Here is a 17,466-nt window from a genome sequence, read left to right as displayed (position 1 = left end):
CGCGGGTGAGACCCTCGACCGTGCCGCTCGCGACCGGTCGCAGGTCTTCCTCAGCGCAGAACGGGCAGCAGTACGGAACCGCTCTCGTCGTCTCGCTCACGCCAGATCGGCCTCGTCGGCCCGGATCACCCAGGCCGCGAAGGTCTCGTCGTCCTTGCGCTGAGCGATCCAGCGGCGCACGAGACGCTCGACGTAGTCGGGCAGGTCGGCCGCCGTCGACTTCAGGCCCCGGACCTTGCGGCCGAACCCGGCGTGCACGCCGAGCCCACCGCCAAGGTGGATCTGGAAGCCGTCGACCGTTTCGCCCTGCGGGTCGGCCGGATTCGGCAGCTGGACACCCTTCAGGCCGATGTCGGCGATCTGGGCGCGGGCGCAGGAGTTCGGGCAGCCGTTCATGTTGATCGACAGGCTCGGCCCGTCGAGCGTGAACAGTTCCGGCACGTCGGCCAGCCGGTTCTCCAGCTCACTCACCAGCGTGGTCGCGGTCGACTTGGTCGCCGTGATCGCCAGCTTGCAGAACTCGATCCCGGTGCAGGCCATCGTGCCCCGCCGGAACGCGGAAGCCCTTGCGGAGAGCCCGATCTCCTCGAGCTCGTCGAGCAGGTCGGGCACCTTGGAGGCCACCACGTCGAGGATCACGATCTTCTGCTGCGGCGTGAACCGCAGGCGGTTGCTGCCCGCCTTCTCCGCCGCGTCCGCCAGCTTCGCCAGCACGGTGCCGCTGACCCGGCCGACGACCGGGGTGATCCCGACGTAGAACTTGCCGTTCTTCTGCCGGTGCACCCCGACGTGGTCGTGCCGCGAGCCCGCCGGGAGTTCCGGGGCGGGGCCGTCAATGAGCTTGCGCCCCAGGTACTCCTGCTCGAGCACCTCGCGGAAGACCTCCGGGCCCCAGTCGGCCATCAGGAACTTCAGGCGGGCCCGGTTGCGCAGACGGCGGTAGCCGTAGTCGCGGAAGATCTTGATGACGCCGTGCCAGACCTCGTGCACCTCGTCGAGCGGCACCCAGGCACCCAGGCGCTTGGCCAGCATCGGGTTGGTGCTCAGGCCCCCGCCGACCCAGAGGTCGAAACCCGGCCCGTGCTCGGGGTGGTTCACGCCCACGAAGGCGATGTCGTGGATCTCGTGGGCCACGTCCTGGCTCGGGTTGCCGCTGATGGCCGTCTTGAACTTGCGCGGCAGGTTCTGCAGTTCCTCGTCACCCACGAAGAGCTCGCGGATCTTGAGCAGCGCCGGCGTCCCGTCGATGATCTCGTCGGCGGCCACTCCGGCGACCGGCGAACCGAGGATCACGCGCGGCGTGTCACCGCAGGCATCGGTGGTGATGAGGCCCGCATCGCCCAGACGCGACCAGATCTCCGGCATGTCCTCGATCCGGATCCAGTGGTACTGGATGTTCTGCCGGTCGGTGACGTCCGCGGTGTCCCGCGCGTACCGGGTGGAGAGGTCGGCGAGCGTGCGCAACTGGTTCAGGTCGACGGCGCCACCGTCGGTGCGGACGCGGAGCATGAAGTACTCGTCGTCCAGCTCGTGCGGCTCCAGCGAGGCGGTGCGTCCGCCGTGGATCCCGGGCTTGCGCTGGGTGTAAAGACCCCACCAGCGCATCCGGCCCCGCAGGTCGTCACCCGGGATGCTCGCGAAACCGCCCCGGGCGTAGGCGTCGATGCGCTCACGCACCGCGAGACCACCCTCTTCCGCCTTCCACTTCTCGTTCGGCGTCAGAGGGGTGGTCTCGCCCAGGGCCCACTGTCCCTCCGAGCGCTTCGGCTTCGGCGGGAAGACGGTACCGGCGCCGGTCTGGGCGGTGTCGGTGCTCACGAGTGGTTCCTCCGGGATTGACTGACGGCCTTGAAGGGGTGACGGGCGGTAGCGGGCACACCCCATGACCGCGCGCATCACCCGATCGGCCGTATCCGGCGGACAGGGACGATCGGTGACGTTGTGGTCTTCGGTGGGCGAGCGGCGGATCTGGACGGTTACTACCGACAGGCGGCGCTGGCGGTCCGCAGCAGATCGACGTAGGCACGCCGGGTGAGGCTCTTCACGGTCGCTCTCGTGACCGTGGAACCTCCGGGCGGTGGCTGCGCTCGCATGTTCTCCTCCATCGGTCCTGGCGGTAGCACCGGCCCCGGCATCTGCTGGATGTCGGGTGGTTGCTGCGGCGTCGTCGAGCCAGGTCTCTCAGCCGCTCTGGATGGTTTTCTTGACCGTACGTTCACATAAGGAGATCGTCAATCGGCAAGTCCAGGATTTGGGACGACCAAAGCGAGGCTTTGGTCTCCGGTCGTGAACCCGTCCTTCGAAAACCTGCAGTCCGCACGCCTGATTCCCCGTACCCGGCGGTCACCTGAAAGAGCCGGGCCGTTACGGAGTGGTGTCGCTCACATGAGGGCCCGATGTGCCGACCCGCGTCGCTCCGGATACTCGAAGCGATTCGGCCGTACCGAGGGCGGGAGTGCGCGATGGGGCGTCTGCAGAGCACCGAGGGCCTGAGCGAAGAGCAGCGGGAGATCCTCAAGGCGGTGCGGGTCTTCGTGGACGAGCGGATCCTGCCGGTGGCCACCGAGCTGGAGCACGCCGACGAGTACCCGGCCGCGATCGTCGAGGGACTGCGGGAGATGGGCGTCTTCGGCCTCATGATCCCCGAGGAGTACGGCGGTCTGGGCGAGTCGCTGCTGACCTACGCACTCGTGGTGGAGGAGCTCTCCCGGGGCTGGATGAGCGTCTCGGGCATCGTGAACACTCATTTCATCCTGGCCTGGATGCTGCTGCAGCACGGCACCGACGAGCAGAAGCAGCGCTACCTGCCGCGGATGGCGGCGGGCGAACTGCGGGGCGCGTTCTCGATGTCGGAGCCGCACTGCGGTTCGGACGTGGCGGCGATCCGCTCCCGAGCCCGGGTCTGCGAGGACGGCGGCTGGGTGCTGGACGGGCAGAAGATGTGGCTCACCAACGGGGGCACGTCGAGTCTGGTGGCGGTGCTGGTGCGCACCGAGACCGGCGCCGACTCGGTCTACCGCAACATGTCGACGTTCCTGATCGAGAAGACGCCCGGCTTCGGCGAGGTCGCGCCCGGGCTCACGGTGCCGGGCAAGATCGAGAAAATGGGTTACAAGGGGGTCGACACCACCGAGCTGATCCTCGACGGCTTCCGGCTGGAGCAGGCGTGTCTGCTGGGTGGGGTGCCCGGGCGCGGCTTCTACCAGATGATGGACGGGGTGGAGGTCGGGCGCGTGAACGTCGCCGCCCGCGCGTGCGGGGTGGCGTTGCGGGCCTTCGAGCTCGGCATCGACTACGCCCAGCTGCGCGAGACTTTCGGGAAACCGATCGCCGAGCACCAGGCCGTGCAGTTCCGGCTCGCGGAGATGGCGGTGAAGGTCGAGGCCGCGCACCAGATGATGGTGAAGGCCGCGCGGGTCAAGGATTCCGGCGCCCGCAACGACCTCGAGGCCGGTATGGCGAAGTACCTGGCCAGTGAGTACTGCGCGCAGGTGGTGGAAGACGCGTTCCGCATCCACGGCGGTTACGGCTACTCGAAGGAGTACGAGATCGAGCGTCTCTACCGGGAGGCGCCGATGTTGCTGATCGGTGAAGGCACGGCCGACATCCAGCGCATGATCATCGGCCGGCGGCTGCTGGAGGAGTACGCGTCCCGCACGTGATCATGTGAGAATCGGGGCTTTTCGGGTCGGGACGTCTCGACCTGCGACGGGTTTTCCGCAGACCTACCGTGTGCCCATGGCTACCGCGACTTCTTCCACGAACAGCAAGAAGCAGCTGAGCACGACTCAGGTCAGCGACAACCAGCCCGACGCGTTCCGGGGTCAGCCGTCGTACACGGTGCCCGGGATGACGCTCGATCAGGGCGCGCAGACCGCGGCCGTGCTGCAGAAGATCCTGCACACCTACAACGACCTCCACCTCACGCTCAAGCACGTGCACTGGAACGTGGTCGGCCCGAACTTCATCTCGGTGCACCAGATGATCGACCCGCAGGTGGACGCGGTGCGTAACTACGCCGACGACGTCGCCGAGCGCATCGCCACCCTGGGCAGCTCCCCGCAGGGCACTCCCGGTGCACTGGTCGAGCAGCGCGACTGGGACGACTACTCGATCGGCCGGGCCGGTGCGATCGAGCACCTGGCCGCCCTCGACACCGTCTACGTCGGCGTCATCAGCAGCATCCGCAAGGCGGCCGAGGACGTCGAGGACCTCGACGACGTCACCAACGACCTGCTGATCGGCCACCTGCACGACATCGAGCAGTTCCACTGGTTCGTGCGGGCGCACCTGGAGAACGCCGGCGGCGTGCTCAGCACCGCCGGTGCGAACACCGAGAAGGGTGCCGCTGCGGCCGCGACCACGTCCTGACCGTTTCAGCTGTAGGCGGAGCCCGCTTCGGAAACTCCCCGGGTGGCCTCGCACGTTCATCGTTGTGAGTCACCTGGAAAGATCCCGGTGGTCCCCGGGCGCGGATGCGCCGGGGGGCCGGGATCGGGGAGAATGATCACATGTCGAACCTCAGCTCGCTCCGGTCGCAGTCCCAGCCGGGTCTGCCCACGCCCGCCCGTGGCGACACCATCGCGCAGTACGCCACGTACCTCGAGGCGCAGCGTGCGGTCGACTACCTGTCCGACAACCACTTTCCCGTCCAGGCCGTCACCATCGTGGGTGTCGACCTGCAGATGGTCGAGCGCGTCACCGGCCGCCTGACCTACTCCCGGGTGGCCATCGCCGGTCTGCTCTCGGGGGCCTGGTTCGGTCTGTTCGTGGGCCTGCTGATCTCGCTCTTCGGCACGGCCGAGGGCTTCAGCATCTTCGCCGCCATGCTGATCGGTGCGGCGTTCGGTGGGCTGTTCGGGCTCATTTCCTACGCGTTCACCGGCGGCCGGCGCGACTTCACCAGCACCAGCCAGATCGTGGCCGGTGAGTACCGGGTGCTGTGCCTGTCCGAGCAGGCCGGCGCCGCGCGTCAGCTGCTCGACAAGCTGGCCAGTGAGGGTGGCCCCCGCAGCCAGCCCGAGCGCCCCGACACCCCGGTCTCGCCGATGCACCAGCAGGCGCAGCACTACCAGCAGCAGTACGGCCAGCAGCCGGGTCAGTACGGCCAGGGCGGTCAGTACGGCGCGGGCCAGCCCGGTCAGTACGGCCAGCCGGGTCAGTACGGCCAGCCCGGTCAGCCGGGGCAGCCGCCGTACGGGCAGGACCAGCACGGTCAGCCCCAGTACCCGCAGCAGTCGCCTCCGCCGCAGTGGGGCCAGTCCTGGAACCAGCAGCCGCCTTACGGCCAGCCGGAGCAGTCCGGTCAGCCGGGGCAGACCGGTCCGCTGGGCCAGACCGGTCAGCTCGGCCAGGTGGGGCAGGCGGGGCAGCCCGGTGCAGCGCCGCACGACCAGCCGCAGCAGCCGGTCAGCGGCCCGACCTACGGCGAGATGATGCAGCGCAAGCGCGCCGCCGAGCGTGAGGCCGCCGAGCGCGAAGAGGCCGAACGCCACCGTCGCGAGCAGGCCGAACGTGAGGCCGCCCAGAAGCGCGCCGCCGAGCAGCCGACCGCCGCCCAGCCGACCGACAGCACTCCCGACCAAGAGCGCTGACCTTGCGCCAGAGCTGACCTCGCACGAGAGCTGACCTCGTACGACAGCTGACCTCGCACGAGAGCTGACTTCGCACCACACGCGTCTCGCGGCCTGCCGCCCCGATCCAGGGGTGACAGGCCGTGTTTCGTTGCTGTAGCCGTAGCTGTCGTAGCCGGAATTCCGGTTGCAGCTCAGACCCGGTGCCAGCCTTGGGGGTTCTGGCCGCAGACTCACAGCAAATTCATCGGGCCGGCCTCGGCTCAGACCCGCTTGCAGCCTTGGTCCTGGCATGAACCTCGCCTTGGCTGACACCGACACCGACGTGGGCGCCGGTGCTGACCTCGAAACCGGGGTGGGCGCTGGCGTGGGCACCGGCACTGACCGCGAAACCGGCGTGGGCACCGGGGTGGGCGCCGGCGCTGACCGCGAAACCGGGGTGGGCACCGGCACTGACCGCGAAACCGGCGTGGGCACCGGCGTGGGCACCGAAACCGGCACCGACACAGGCCTCGCCGACGCCCGCAGCCCCACACCGTTAGCGGCGAGCGGCCCCAGCGACGGTCACCGGCCTCAGCTCAGGACAGCGTCAGGGGAAGACCAGTGACGGGAAGCGCTCGCGGTACGACGGCACCTTGACGCCTCCGAAAGCTGTTGCGTCCGTGCCGGTCGCGGCCAGCACCGCGTCCATGACCGCCAGCATCACCGCGTCGGCCGCCGCGGCCTGCACCGCCACCACGTCCGGGAAGTCCAGCTCGACCTCGCCGCTCGCCAGTGCGAAAACCGTGTCGCCGTCGAGCAGCGTGTGGGCCGGGGCGAGGGAGCGGGCCAGGCCGTCGTGGGCGGCGGTCGCGGTGCGGCGGGTGCGGGCTGGATCCAGCGTGGCATTGGTGGCCACCACCGCCAGTGTGGTGTTCGCCGCCGGCGGGGGAGCGGCTGCGGCGAGTTCGGCCAGGTACGAGGCGTTCTCGGCAGCGGAAGGCATCGGCGGGCGGGGCAGGCCGGGCGGGACGAAGGCGGTGCCCAGCAGGGCGCCCGTCGTGGTGTCGAGGGGCGAGCCCAGAGCGTTCAGCACGACCAGGGCACCGACCACCACCCCGCCGGGCAGCTGCAGTGCTGCGCTGCCGATGCCGCCCTTGAGGGTCATCCGGGCCGCGAGGGCTCCGGTGCCCGCGCCGATCACACCGCGCGGGGTGTCGAACCCGGCGGAAGCAGCTGCCTCGTAGCCCAGTTCGGCGTCCGGGTGGGTGGCGACGTCGCCGCCCCGTCCGAGGTCGAACACGGCCGCGGCGGGCACGATCGGCACCAGCACGGAACGGGGGTCGGAGACCGGCCCGGCCGCGAACCCGAGCCCCTGCTCCAGGCACCAGCGCTGCACGCCCCCGGCACTGGCCAGGCCGAAAGCGCTTCCACCGGTGAGGGTGACGGCGTCCACCGTCGGGACGAGGGTGGTCGGGTCGAGCGCGTCGGTCTCGTGGGTTCCGGGACCGCCGCCGCGCACGTCCACCGCCCCGACCGTGCCGGCGGGCGGGACCACCACCGTGACCCCGCTCAGCCAGCCGTCTTCCGTGCGTTGCGCGTGCCCCACCCGGAAGCCGGGTACGTCCGTGAGGGAACCCCACCGCGGGCCGTCGTGTCGTGCGTCCACCATTGTCGTTCTACAACCAGCCGTTTCGCTTGAAGCCCCGGAACAACCCGGCGCAGATCGTGGCCATCAGCCCCAGCACGGCCGGATAGCCCCAGGACTGGTGCAACTCGGGCATGGTGTCGAAGTTCATGCCGTAGATGCCCGCGATCATCGTGGGCACGGCGGCGATCGCGACCCAGGCCGAGATCTTGCGCATGTCCTCGTTCTCGGCGATCGACACCCGGGCCAGACCGGCCTGCAGGATCGAGGTCAGCAGCTCGTCGAAGCCGGTGACCTGCTCGTGCACGCGGGCCAGGTGGTCGGACACGTCGCGGAAGTACTCGCGGATCTCGGCGTGGATCAGCCGCCGCGGTCGCTCCGAGAGCTCACGCAGAGGCGAGGCCAGCGGCTGCACCGTGCGCTTCATCTCGATCACGTCGCGCTTGAGCTGGTAGATGCGCTCGATGTCGGTGCTGCCGCGAGGCGCGAACACCGTGCTCTCGATCTCCTCGAGGTCTTGCTGCACCGCGTCGACGACGGCCAGGTAGTCGTCGACCACCTTGTCGGCCACGGCGTGCAGCACCGACGAGGGGCCGAGTGCGAGCTGCTCCGGGTCGTCTTCCATACGACGCCGCAGACCGGCGAGCGCCGTGTGCTTGCCGTGGCGCACGGTGATCACGAAGTACTCGCCGACGAACACCATCACGGCGCCGGTCTCGACCACGTCGCCCCCGGCCTCCCGGTCGGTCGAGTCGAGGTAGGCGAGCGTGCGCATGGCCAGGAACATGTCGTTCTCGTGGCGTTCGAGCTTGGGACGCTGACGGGGACTGGCGGAGTCCTCGAGGGCCAGCGGGTGCAGCGAGAACACCTCGCCGAGCTGCTCGAGCTGCTCGGAGGACGGCTCGTGCAGGCCCAGCCAGACGAACCCCTCGCCGGACTGCGCCTGCTGCACGGCGTGCTGGAAGTCCACCGACTGCACGCGGCGCCCGGCGCGGTACAGACCCCAGTCGACGGCGGCGTCGAGCAGGCCGAGGTTGGGGTCGACGTCGTCGTCGAGACGCTGCTTGAGCACGTCGAGCGGTCCGTAACGCAGAGCCGGGTAGACGTTGCGCAGCTGGGGCCGGGGAAGGGCCAGGGACCGGGCGAGCCCGGTGCGGTTGGTACGAGCCATGGGTCTTTCACCTCCGGTGGGCAAGGCGTGCCCCCGCTCGAAGGGTGGCGCTCGGCGCGCAGCCCTCAAGAAGCTCCGCAGACCCTCACTGTCGTCGGGAGGGCAGCGCGGAGCTCGCAATCCGCGGGGGAGTCGGTACTGGCAGGGGTGTCATCTCTGGACGGCACCGATCTCACCTCCCTCATCCGGGAACCATGGTCGACCTGCAACATCGGCCTCGCGTCAGGCGTCTTGACCGTCCGGACGGGCGTGCCGGAACAGCGTTCGGGTCGCGGGGCTCATGCTAACTCGCAGGTAGCTCGAGCGGGCGCGCAATCCGGGCGTCAGCCGAAAGAACCGGTTACAGCTTGACCCTGCACGCGTGAACACGTGTAGTGACCACCCCGACCGGCGCTCGCGCCCGGAAGTACATCGTTCAGCCCCGTCAAAACGTTACGGCCCGTTCCCCGGGGTCGGGGAACGGGCCGTGGGCGCCGATGAGGGACGCGTCGGTCGGGTCAGCGGTGAAGGCTCACCTCGGTAGCCTCAGGAACGCAGCGACGCCATCCAGGCCTCGATCCCGGCCGGGTCGCGGGGCAGGCCGGCGGACAGGTTCTCCACCCCGTCCTCGGTGACCAGGACGTCGTCTTCGATGCGCACCCCGATCCCGCGGAGCTCCTCGGGCGCGAGCAGGTCGTGCGGGCCGAAGTAGAGGCCGGGCTCGATGGTGAAGACCATGCCCGGCTTCAGCTCGGCGTCGAGGTACATCTCCTTGCGGGCCTGGGCGCAGTCGTGCACGTCGATGCCGAGGTGGTGGCTGGTGCCGTGCACCATCCAGCGCCGGTGGAACTGGCCCTCCTTGGTCAGCGACTCCTCGGCACTCGAGGGCAGCAGGTCCCAGGAGGCCAGGGTGGCGGCGATCGACCTCATCGCGGCGGCGTGCACCTCGCGGAACTTCACCCCCGGCCTGGCCGCGGCGAACGCGGCGTCGGCGGCGTCGAGCACGGCCTGGTAGACGCGGCGCTGCGGCTCGCTGAACGTGCCCGAGACCGGCAGGGTGCGCGTGACGTCGGCGGTGTACAGCGTGTCGACCTCGACCCCGGCGTCGACCAGCACCAGGTCGTTCGCGTTGACCGGGCCGTCGTTACGGATCCAGTGCAGGGTGCAGGCGTGCGGGCCGGACGCGGCGATGGTGTCGTAGCCGACGCCGTTGCCCTCGCGCCGGGCACGGCTCTCGAACACCGTCTCGACGACGCGCTCGCCCCGCACCGACTCGACCGCCTCGGGCAGCGCGCGCACGATGTCGGCGAAACCGCGGGCCGTGACGTCGACCGCGCGGCGCATCTCGGCGACCTCGAAAGCATCCTTCACGAGCCGCAGTTCGGACACCACGCGGGCCAGCTCGGCGTCGGCCTCGAGGGAGTCAGCGCCCCGCGCCTCGTCGAGCGCGGCGTCGAGCGCCGGGTCGGCGTCACGCACGATGCGCACCTTGACCGCCTCGGCGTCCTTGGTGATCGCGTCGACCAGGTCGTCGAGCGGCCGGCACACCAGGCCGGTCTCGGCCGCGACCTCCTCGAGGCTGGGCCGCACGCCGACCCAGAGCTCGCCGTAACGCGGGTCGGCGTAGAACTGCTCGGAGTCGCGCTCGGCCCGCGGCTGCACGTAGAGCACTGCCTCGAACCCGTCGGCGGACGGCTCCAGCACCAGCGCGGAGTCGGGCTCACGGTCGGTGCCCAGGCCGGTGAGGTGCGCGAACGCGGAGTGCGGACGGAAGCGGTGGTCGGTGTCGTTGCTGCGCACCCGGAAGACACCGGCCGGGATCACCAGGCGCTCACCGGGCAGCTCGGCGGCGAGCCGGGCGCGGCGGTCGGCGGCGTACTCGGCGGCGGGCAGGCGGGCGGGCAGCCCGGCCGGACGCGGCGCCCAGCCGGAGGCGATGAACGCCCGGAACGCCGCCGAGTTCGGGCGCTCGCGGTGCTCGACCTCCTGCGGCTTCGCCGACTCGCCCTCGGGGCCCTGCACCACGGGTTCGTTCTCGCTCATCCCACCATTGTGCCTGCCGGGCCCGTTCCCGGGCCCGGCGCATCTGCGCCAGTGGGCACGGGGTGAATCAGCCCACTCCTCACCCCGGTCCGTCGGGGCCCGGCCTGACGAACAGTAGGACCATGCAGTTCGGGCGAACCTACGAGGAGTTCGAGGTCGGGGCCGTGTACCGGCACTGGCCGGGCAAGACCGTGACCGAGGCCGACGACCACCTGTTCTGCCTGATCACGATGAACCACCACCCCCTGCACCTCGACGCGCACTACGCGGAGGGCAGCACCGAGTTCGGGCGCAACGTGGTGGTCGGGAACCTCATCTACTCGATCCTGCTGGGGATGTCGGTGCCGGACGTGTCCGGCCGGGCGATCGCGAACCTGGAGATCGAGTCGCTGCGGCACACCGCCCCGACCTTCCACGGTGACACGGTCTACGGCGAGACCACGGTGCTGGACCGGTGGGAGTCCACGACGAAGGACGACCGCGGCATCGTTCACGTCGAGACCATCGGTTACAAGCAGGACGGAACTCTCGTGTGCACCTTCCGGCGCAAGGTGATGGTGCCGAAACGGAACTACCTGGACAGGCGGGGCGGTGACCAGCCGGGACGCCCGGTGCCCCGGCGCTGATCACCCACGCGCGGCGGCTTGACCTGTGGCGTGAGTCACGCAACGGTCGGAGGGTGACTCTTCTGCGTACCTGTCCGCGCTGCGGTGCGGTGGCCCAGGAGCCCGGAGACCACGGGCCCACCTGGACCTGCGAGGTTCACGGCCCGATCGTCCCGGTCGGCCCGGCCCAGGCGCCCACGCAGAAACTCGTCCGCCAGGTCGCGCTCGACTCGCTGGTGCCGGTCTGGATGCCGCGCCCGATGCCGGAGGGCTGGGAGCTGACCGGCCTGCAGTGGGCGGGCGCGGGGGCCGGCGGCTCGGTCGCCTGCGTCGTGGCGGTCTCCGGACCGCACCCGTTGCCGGAGATGGGTGACGAGGAGCCGACCGTCGACCTGATGTTCGTGGCCGAGCAGCCGGGCATCGGGTTGGGGGCGCACCTGGCCGGGATGGACGGGGTGGATCCCGGGCCGCTGCTGGCCGAGAAGGCCCAGCACGACCCGGCCGAGATCAAGCTGACGGCCGACGACCACGAGGTGCCGCTGTGGTCGGTGCCGCTCGACGGGGGCCTGGCCTACGTCGGGGAGGCGTCGGGCGTCTGGCTCTGGATGCTGGCCTGGCCGAGCTCCGCCGCGCTCGCCCTGCTGCACCGGTTCTCCCTCGTCGACGCACGCAACGAGGACACCGAACCCGATCTGCCCTGCGGTGCGCTGACTCCGCGCCTACGCTGACCTGCGTGCGAATCGACCTTCACGCCCACTCCAGCGCCTCCGACGGAACGGACTCCCCGGCCGGGGTGATGGAGGCCGCGGCCGCAGCCGGGCTGGACGTCGTCGCACTCACCGACCACGACACGATGGCGGGCGTGCCGGCCGCCGCGCCGCTGGCCCGCGAGCTCGGCCTGACCCTGGTTCCGGGGGCCGAGATCAGCTGCCAGATGCACGGCATCGGCGTGCACATGCTGGGCTACCTGCACGACCCGGACGACGAGGCGCTGCTGGCCGAGGAGGAGCAGACCAAGGTCGACCGGCTGACCCGGGCGCAGCGGATGGTCGAGCGGCTCAGCGTGGACTTCGACATCAGCTGGGACGACGTGGTGCGGCAGTGCGAGCCGGACGCCGCGGTCGGGCGTCCGCACATCGCCGACGCGCTGGTCGCGGCGGGGGCCGTGAAGAACCGCGACGAGGCCTTCGCCACCGTGCTGCACGGCCGCTCGCCCTACTACCTGCCGTACCACGCGCCGGAGGCGGCGCTGATCGTGCGGCTGGTGCGGGAGGCCGGGGGAGTGCCGGTGATGGCCCACCCGCGCGCCGGTAAACGCGGGCGGCTGGTGTCCGACGCCGACATCGCCGAGCTGGCCGAGGTGGGCCTGGTCGGGGTCGAGGTGAACCACCGTGACCACGCCGAGTCCGACCGCACGCACCTGCGGCGCCTGGCGGCCGGGCTGGGGCTGCTCACGACCGGGTCGAGCGACTACCACGGCACCGGCAAGGTCAACCGGATCGGCGAGAACACCACGGATCCGGCGGTGTTCGAGAAGATCGTGGCCCTGGGCACGCCGGAGCGCGTGGTGCGTCCGTGACCGGTCAGCCCGACCTCGAGCACGATCAGCTCGAGCTGATCGGCATGCCCGAGCCGCTCTACACCTGCACGCCCACGCGCCTGGTGAGCTGGCGCGAGTGCCGGCGCCGCTACCGCTTCACCTATCTCGACAAGCCCCAGCCGCCCAAGGGGGCACCCTGGGCGCACAACAGCATCGGCGCCGCGGTGCACTCCGCGCTGGCCGACTGGTGGCACACCGAACCCGGCTTGCGGACGCGCGAACTGGCCTACCAGCTCGTGCGTCGCCGTTGGCTCGGTGAGGGTTTCGCGGACCGCGAGCAGTCGGCCGCGGCCGGGCGGCGAGCCGTCGGCTGGGTACAGGACTACCTGTTCGACTCCGCCACCGATCCGCTGGCCGAGCCCGCGGGTGTGGAGAAGACGGTGAACGCGAAGACGGCCCGGCTCTCGTTGTCGGGGCGGGTCGACCTGATCGAGGACCGCGGTGACGAGCTGGTGATCGTCGACTACAAGACCGGTCGCCACGTGCCGTCCGAGGGCGACGCGTTCGCCAGTCTGGCCCTGGCCGCCTACGCCGTCGGCGTCACCCGCACCTACCGCCGCCCTTGCCTGCAGGTCGAGCTGCACCACCTGCCCAGCGGCACCCGGGCGGTCGCCCGCTATGACGGCGGCGGGCTGGAACGCCGTATCGCGGAGGCGGATTCACTGGGTGACGCCGCGGCCGGCGCCGACCGGGCGTTCGCCGAGGGCCGCCGCGGTGACGCGGTGTTCCCGCCGAGTCCCTCGCCGGGCTGCGCGTTCTGCGACTTCCGCCGGCACTGCCCGGAGGGCAGGGCGGCCTCCGAGGAGAAGCCGGCCTGGGCGTCGCAGCTGCCGCGGTAGCCGACCCACCCGGGGACGGGCCGGTCGTTTGCGGGCGGGACCGACCCGACCGGCGCGTCCCCCCTTGACCTCTCAGGCGACCGACAAAGCCTGCTGCACGGCTTCTTCGGGGCTGGTGACGTGGGTGATGCCCTCGTCGACGGGCCTGCCGTCGGCGCCCACGACCCGCCAGCCGTCGAGCACCACGACCGGGATACCGCCGCGCCGCCGGGCCAGCGCCACCTCGCTCAGCGTGCCCCACGAGCCGCCGACCGCGATCACCGCGTCGGCGCTCCAGACGATGACGGCGTTGCGGGCCTCACCGATGTTGGTCACGATCGTCACCGACAGGTCGGGACTGGCCCCGGTGGTGTCCGGGCCGGGACGGATCCCGACCACCAGGCCGTTGCCGGCCCGCACCCCGGCGGCCACCGCGGCCATCACCCCGGTGCCCCCGCCGCAGATCACGGTGACCCCGGCCCGGGCCAGCAGCTCACCGACCTGCCGGGCGGCCGCGGCCTGCTCGTCGGTGCAGTCGCGCGGCCCGCACACGGCCACCTGGAAGGTACGGCCGGGCGGGTCGCCCTGCGGGCCGTCCGGTGAGGTGTCGTACGGTTCGGGACGCTGTGACGGTGGCAGCACGATGCGGTTCTCCCCTTCGCCGAGGCGCACGGACGGGATCGGCCGTTTGCTTACGAACGGTTCAGGACAGGACGTCCGACAGATCCCGACGGGCCGGATAGGCCCGAAACAAGGCGATCTCGTCGAGCAGCTGCCTGGATAGGTCCGAACGGGTGAATCTGGGCATTTCGAGAGTGGAGGCGGCGGTGCGCACCCGGCCCACGATCGGCTCGGTGCGGTTGTCGACGGGCAGGCTCAGCACCTGCCGCAGCTCACCGGCCGCGGCGTCGAGGTCGGACAGCGCCAGGTGGGCGTTGCACAGGTCGAGCCGGGCCGCGGCCACCAGCTCCGGCGAGCGCTGCTCCGGGATCGCCTGCAGGAGGCTCAGGGCCTCGGTGGCCTCCCGGGCGGCCAGCCGGGCGTTGTTCTCGCCGCCCAGGGCCAGCCAGGCCTCGCTGGCGTAGTAGGCGGCCTTGCCCGGCTCGAACCGGAACACCCCGGCCTGCTGGTCTTCGCCGGTGTCGCGCTCGCGGGCGGCGCGGGCCACGCCGACGGCCCGCTCGACCTCACGGGTGTCACCGCAGGCGGCCCAGGCCCGGGCCTCGGCGCTGGCCAGGCGCAGCAGGTTGCTGCCCTTGGTGGCGTGACGGCGGCCGCTGTGGGCGATGCGGGCCGCGGCCGGGAAGTCGCCGCTCCAGTAGGCCACGTTGGACTGGACCCAGCGGATGAAGGCGCGCAGCGAGTCGTCGTCGGCCAGCTCGGCGCACAGCCAGGCGGTGCGGGTGTTGGTCTCCGCGGCCACCGGATCGCCGAGATCGGCGCTGGCGTGGGCGATCAGGGCGCACAGCCGGCCGGCGAGCGAGTAGAGCGGCGCGGTGAGATGGGGGTGCTGACGCCTCTCGAGCAGCTCGAACACCTCGCGGCGCAGGCGCCAGACCGGGGTGACGAGGGCGAGGGGTGACGACGTGAGGTAGCTCGCGGCCAGGCCGCGCACCTCACCGGCGATCTGGTCGAGCAGGTCGTGGTCGAGGGCGGCCCGGCTCCCGGACGCAGGAACTCGGTTCATCCGCGGACCGCCTCGGGCTCAGGAAACTGGCCGGACCCGGACCGGCCGGTGCGGGCAGGAGCCAGGGTAACGGCTGACCCGCCCTTCTGGGTCGAAAACCCGACGTTCTGTGACGCAACGCCTACCCGAAGCGATGCGCGGCGTCCCCGGGCGTGTCGCTCGTGAAAGTGCGGGCGGGTCGCTCGGGGAAGCGCTCAGGAGACAGCCGGATCCGCTCAGGGGCGGGTGCGGTGCAGCTCGTCGCGCAGCGAGTGCAGGGCCACCGTGGCCGCGGCCGGAGCCAGTGAACCGGCGCCGTCACCGGGCCCGGACGAGTACATCGTGCGCGCCCAGCCCGGCAGCGACGACCAGGCCAGGCCGGCCACCGGGGCCCAGGTCGGCCGGTTGCGCTGCGTCATCGCGATCAGGTCGGGCACGGCCGGGCTCAGCAGGGACGAGATGAAGGCGCGGGCCTCGTGCGTCATCCGCAGCTGGGGACGTACCCGGCGGAAGTAGCGGGTCAGGTCGCGGCGCGTGGCCGGCACCCGGTCCGGCTCCAGGCCCCAGACCGCCGCGGTGCGCACCTGTTCCTGCAGGTAGGTCTCGTGCTCGGCGTCGGTCAGGTCGAGCCCGCCGCGGCGCGTCACCTCGACCGACGAGGCCACCTGGCAGCAGTGCATCCACAGCACGAGTTCCTCGTCGTCGCCGCGGAACTCGTCGCCGTCGCCGCTCCAGCCGCTGACCTGGCCCATCACCGCGCGCAACCGGGCACCGGTCATCGCGGCCTCGATGCTGTTGCCGAAGACGACCGCGCCGATGTGACGTTGCGCCCACTGCAGGCGGTCCCACGGGTCGTCGACGCGGCGGGCCGTGGCGAAGACGTTGGCCATGCCCTCGGGGTGCAGCACCTGCATCGCCAGCGCACGCAGCGTGGCCAGGCCGATCAGCGGGTCGGAGTGCACTCGCCAGGTCACCGTGCGGGGGCCGAAAAGGCCCCACTGCCCGCCCTGGTCGTTCTCGTGGTCCGCATCATGGTCGGCATCGAGCGCGTGCTCGTCGGGACGGCCGGAGTCGGCCGGGTGCTCGAGCGCGTCCCAGTTCTCCAGGGGACGCGGTGCCTCGGGCCGGACCTGCCTGTGCTCCACCTGTTCCCGCCGTCCCCACGCGCGTCGTGCCCGTCCCGCCGCCGTCTCCCCGGATCCGTGCTGTCTGCGCCCGGATTCGGGCTCCACGGTGCGTGGGGCAGCGCCGGCCAGGGGGAGAAGAGCACTGCTTCGTTCCCAGCTGTCGTCCGTCGCGCTCGCTGCCATGGGGTCAAGACTGTCGGATTCGACCCTTGATCGCCTGTCGAGCCCTCCGACGGCCCAATGGGACACAGTCAGTCGATAGTCTGAAAGCGGGTCTTTCCGGCCCGTCGTCTCCGGGAGCAGGTGCATGGGCCGCGTAATCGCCGTTGCCAACCAGAAGGGTGGCGTCGCCAAGACCACCACGGTGGCTTCGCTCGGCGCCGCGTTCGTGCTGCGGGGCCTGCGAGTGCTGCTCGTCGATCTCGACCCGCAGTCGTCGCTCACGTTCAGCCTCGGCGTCGACCCCGACGTGGTCGACCACTCGATCTCCGACGTGATCCGCGGCGAGGTCCTGCTGTCGGCCGCGCGTCTGCGCACCAGCGAGGGCATGGACCTGGTGCCCTCCACGATCGACCTGCTGGCGGCCGAGGCCATGCTGCTGCCTGCCCCGCAGCGCGAGTTCGTGGTGCGCCGCGGGCTCGAGGAGGTGCTCGGCGCCTATGACGTGGTGCTGCTCGACTGCTCGCCCAGCCTGGGCCTGCTCACGCTGAACGCGCTGGCCGCCGCCGACGAGGTGCTCGTGCCCCTGCAGTGCGAGATGCTCAGCCACCGCGGCGTGGGCCAGCTGCTCGACACCGTGGCCGACGTGCACCGCCTGCTCAACCCCCGCCTGCGGGTGCGCGGCCTGCTGCCCACGATGTACGACAAGCGCTCGGTGCACGCCCGCGCCGTCCTGGCCGACGTGAAGCGCCGCTACCGGGTGCCCGTGCTCAACCCGATCCCGCGCTCGGTGAAGTTCGCCGAGGCCCCGAGCATGGGCACGACCATCGTGGCCACGTCACCGAGCTCGTCGGGGGCCCGCGCGTACTTCCGAATCGCCGACGGCCTGCTGCGGGCCTGGCGCTTCGGCGGCCGGAAGGTGGCCCCGGCCCGTCCTTCTCGGGGTGCTCACAGCTACGGCCCGCCGTCCGCGGCCGAGCCGGAAGACACGGCCGGCGCGCTCTGACCGGTTAGCCTGCTCCGTCTTTCGGCCTGCGGCCCGGTTCGTTTCGCGCCCGGTCACGGGCTTCGAGGTCCGTCGAGGCGTCCTGGCCCGGG

General features: G+C 71.2%; 16 protein-coding genes and 1 riboswitch. Of the genes, 9 read left to right on the top strand and 7 right to left on the bottom strand.

Annotated elements, in window-relative coordinates; translation table 11 throughout:
- Positions 1 to 96: 96 nt before the first annotated feature.
- Positions 97 to 1,884: a nitrite/sulfite reductase gene (locus J2S57_RS06090; RefSeq protein ID WP_370882578.1), complete on the bottom strand. Its 1,788-nt coding sequence runs from the start codon at positions 1,882 to 1,884 to the stop codon at positions 97 to 99.
- Between the two features lie 214 nt (positions 1,885 to 2,098).
- A riboswitch (SAM riboswitch) is annotated at positions 2,099 to 2,201 on the bottom strand.
- A gap of 261 nt (positions 2,202 to 2,462) precedes the next feature.
- Between J2S57_RS06090 and J2S57_RS06085 the strand changes: the two genes are divergently transcribed.
- The 4 genes from J2S57_RS06085 (at position 2,463) to J2S57_RS06070 (ending at position 6,180) form a co-directional block, all read left to right on the top strand.
- On the top strand, positions 2,463 to 3,662 hold the full coding sequence (locus tag J2S57_RS06085; protein WP_307239265.1) for an acyl-CoA dehydrogenase family protein: 1,200 nt from the start codon (positions 2,463 to 2,465) through the stop codon (positions 3,660 to 3,662).
- Between the two features lie 187 nt (positions 3,663 to 3,849).
- Positions 3,850 to 4,371, top strand: a complete 522-nt coding sequence (locus tag J2S57_RS06080; RefSeq protein ID WP_370882577.1) for a Dps family protein — start codon at positions 3,850 to 3,852, stop codon at positions 4,369 to 4,371.
- Positions 4,372 to 4,511: 140 nt separating this feature from the next.
- Positions 4,512 to 5,594, top strand: a complete 1,083-nt coding sequence (locus J2S57_RS06075; RefSeq protein WP_307239261.1) for a YflT domain-containing protein — start codon at positions 4,512 to 4,514, stop codon at positions 5,592 to 5,594.
- Between the two features lie 271 nt (positions 5,595 to 5,865).
- Positions 5,866 to 6,180: a hypothetical protein gene (locus J2S57_RS06070; protein ID WP_307239259.1), complete on the top strand. Its 315-nt coding sequence runs from the start codon at positions 5,866 to 5,868 to the stop codon at positions 6,178 to 6,180.
- Here the strand turns inward: J2S57_RS06070 and J2S57_RS06065 are convergent.
- The 3 genes from J2S57_RS06065 to J2S57_RS06055 form a co-directional block, all read right to left on the bottom strand.
- A complete protein-coding gene (locus J2S57_RS06065; protein ID WP_307239257.1) occupies positions 6,163 to 7,224 on the bottom strand; it encodes a P1 family peptidase in 1,062 nt (353 codons plus the stop codon). The two genes, J2S57_RS06070 and J2S57_RS06065, sit on opposite strands and share 18 nt — an antisense overlap.
- A 7-nt stretch (positions 7,225 to 7,231) precedes the next feature.
- Entirely contained in the window at positions 7,232 to 8,371 is a 1,140-nt protein-coding gene (gene corA / locus J2S57_RS06060; RefSeq protein ID WP_307239254.1) for a magnesium/cobalt transporter CorA, read from the bottom strand.
- Between the two features lie 525 nt (positions 8,372 to 8,896).
- Complete coding sequence (locus J2S57_RS06055) at positions 8,897 to 10,393, bottom strand: aminopeptidase P family protein (protein ID WP_307239252.1); 1,497 nt, start codon at positions 10,391 to 10,393, stop codon at positions 8,897 to 8,899.
- Positions 10,394 to 10,515: 122 nt separating this feature from the next.
- Here J2S57_RS06055 and J2S57_RS06050 point away from each other — a divergent pair, with 122 nt between their 5' ends.
- Genes J2S57_RS06050 through J2S57_RS06035 form a run of 4 tightly spaced genes read left to right on the top strand, consistent with a single transcriptional unit; the run spans position 10,516 to position 13,437 of the window.
- A complete protein-coding gene (locus J2S57_RS06050) occupies positions 10,516 to 11,019 on the top strand; it encodes a MaoC family dehydratase (protein ID WP_307239250.1) in 504 nt (167 codons plus the stop codon).
- A 53-nt stretch (positions 11,020 to 11,072) separates the two neighbouring features.
- The gene (locus J2S57_RS06045) at positions 11,073 to 11,726 is read left to right on the top strand and encodes a DUF6758 family protein (RefSeq protein WP_307239248.1); all 654 of its coding nucleotides are present in this window, start codon (positions 11,073 to 11,075) and stop codon (positions 11,724 to 11,726) included.
- 5 nt (positions 11,727 to 11,731) lie between these two features.
- The gene (locus J2S57_RS06040) at positions 11,732 to 12,577 is read left to right on the top strand and encodes a PHP domain-containing protein (RefSeq protein WP_307239246.1); all 846 of its coding nucleotides are present in this window, start codon (positions 11,732 to 11,734) and stop codon (positions 12,575 to 12,577) included.
- On the top strand, positions 12,574 to 13,437 hold the full coding sequence (locus J2S57_RS06035) for a RecB family exonuclease (protein ID WP_307239244.1): 864 nt from the start codon (positions 12,574 to 12,576) through the stop codon (positions 13,435 to 13,437). Before J2S57_RS06040 ends, J2S57_RS06035 begins: the two co-directional genes overlap by 4 nt.
- Positions 13,438 to 13,509: 72 nt before the next feature.
- Here the strand turns inward: J2S57_RS06035 and J2S57_RS06030 are convergent, their stop codons facing one another.
- The 3 genes from J2S57_RS06030 to J2S57_RS06020 all read right to left on the bottom strand — a co-directional run bounded on the left by J2S57_RS06030 (position 13,510) and on the right by J2S57_RS06020 (position 16,227).
- On the bottom strand, positions 13,510 to 13,974 hold the full coding sequence (locus tag J2S57_RS06030) for an SLOG cluster 4 domain-containing protein (RefSeq protein WP_370882576.1): 465 nt from the start codon (positions 13,972 to 13,974) through the stop codon (positions 13,510 to 13,512).
- A 145-nt stretch (positions 13,975 to 14,119) separates the two neighbouring features.
- Positions 14,120 to 15,103 (bottom strand): NsdA family TPR-like regulatory protein, encoded by a 984-nt coding sequence (locus J2S57_RS06025; RefSeq protein WP_307239239.1) that lies wholly within the window; start codon positions 15,101 to 15,103, stop codon positions 14,120 to 14,122.
- A gap of 215 nt (positions 15,104 to 15,318) precedes the next feature.
- The gene (locus tag J2S57_RS06020) at positions 15,319 to 16,227 is read right to left on the bottom strand and encodes an oxygenase MpaB family protein (RefSeq protein ID WP_307239237.1); all 909 of its coding nucleotides are present in this window, start codon (positions 16,225 to 16,227) and stop codon (positions 15,319 to 15,321) included.
- Between the two features lie 289 nt (positions 16,228 to 16,516).
- Here J2S57_RS06020 and J2S57_RS06015 point away from each other — a divergent pair, with 289 nt between their 5' ends.
- Positions 16,517 to 17,374 carry a ParA family protein gene (locus J2S57_RS06015; RefSeq protein WP_307239235.1) on the top strand — a complete coding sequence of 286 codons (858 nt, stop codon included), beginning with the start codon at positions 16,517 to 16,519 and terminating at the stop codon, positions 17,372 to 17,374.
- Positions 17,375 to 17,466 lie beyond the last annotated feature (92 nt).

Source organism: Kineosporia succinea (genome assembly GCF_030811555.1).
In the GTDB taxonomy this organism is placed as follows: Bacteria; Actinomycetota; Actinomycetes; order Actinomycetales; family Kineosporiaceae; genus Kineosporia; species Kineosporia succinea.
Note: the sequence above shows the minus strand (reverse complement) of the source record. Positions and strands in the feature narration are given on the sequence as shown.

Bases quoted from the DNA above. Each gene is read 5' to 3' on its own strand.
- J2S57_RS06090 (WP_370882578.1), bottom strand. From the start codon at position 1,884: ATGGGGTGTGCCCGCTACCGCCCGTCACCCCTTCAAGGCCGTCAGTCA.
- J2S57_RS06085 (WP_307239265.1), top strand. From the start codon at position 2,463: ATGGGGCGTCTGCAGAGCACCGAGGGCCTGAGCGAAGAGCAGCGGGAG.
- corA (WP_307239254.1), bottom strand. From the start codon at position 8,371: ATGGCTCGTACCAACCGCACCGGGCTCGCCCGGTCCCTGGCCCTTCCC.
- J2S57_RS06015 (WP_307239235.1), top strand. From the start codon at position 16,517: ATGGGCCGCGTAATCGCCGTTGCCAACCAGAAGGGTGGCGTCGCCAAG.
- J2S57_RS06075 (WP_307239261.1), top strand. From the start codon at position 4,512: ATGTCGAACCTCAGCTCGCTCCGGTCGCAGTCCCAGCCGGGTCTGCCC.
- J2S57_RS06065 (WP_307239257.1), bottom strand. From the start codon at position 7,224: ATGGTGGACGCACGACACGACGGCCCGCGGTGGGGTTCCCTCACGGAC.
- J2S57_RS06070 (WP_307239259.1), top strand. From the start codon at position 5,866: ATGAACCTCGCCTTGGCTGACACCGACACCGACGTGGGCGCCGGTGCT.
- J2S57_RS06025 (WP_307239239.1), bottom strand. From the start codon at position 15,103: ATGAACCGAGTTCCTGCGTCCGGGAGCCGGGCCGCCCTCGACCACGAC.
- J2S57_RS06055 (WP_307239252.1), bottom strand. From the start codon at position 10,393: ATGAGCGAGAACGAACCCGTGGTGCAGGGCCCCGAGGGCGAGTCGGCG.
- J2S57_RS06050 (WP_307239250.1), top strand. From the start codon at position 10,516: ATGCAGTTCGGGCGAACCTACGAGGAGTTCGAGGTCGGGGCCGTGTAC.
- J2S57_RS06080 (WP_370882577.1), top strand. From the start codon at position 3,850: ATGACGCTCGATCAGGGCGCGCAGACCGCGGCCGTGCTGCAGAAGATC.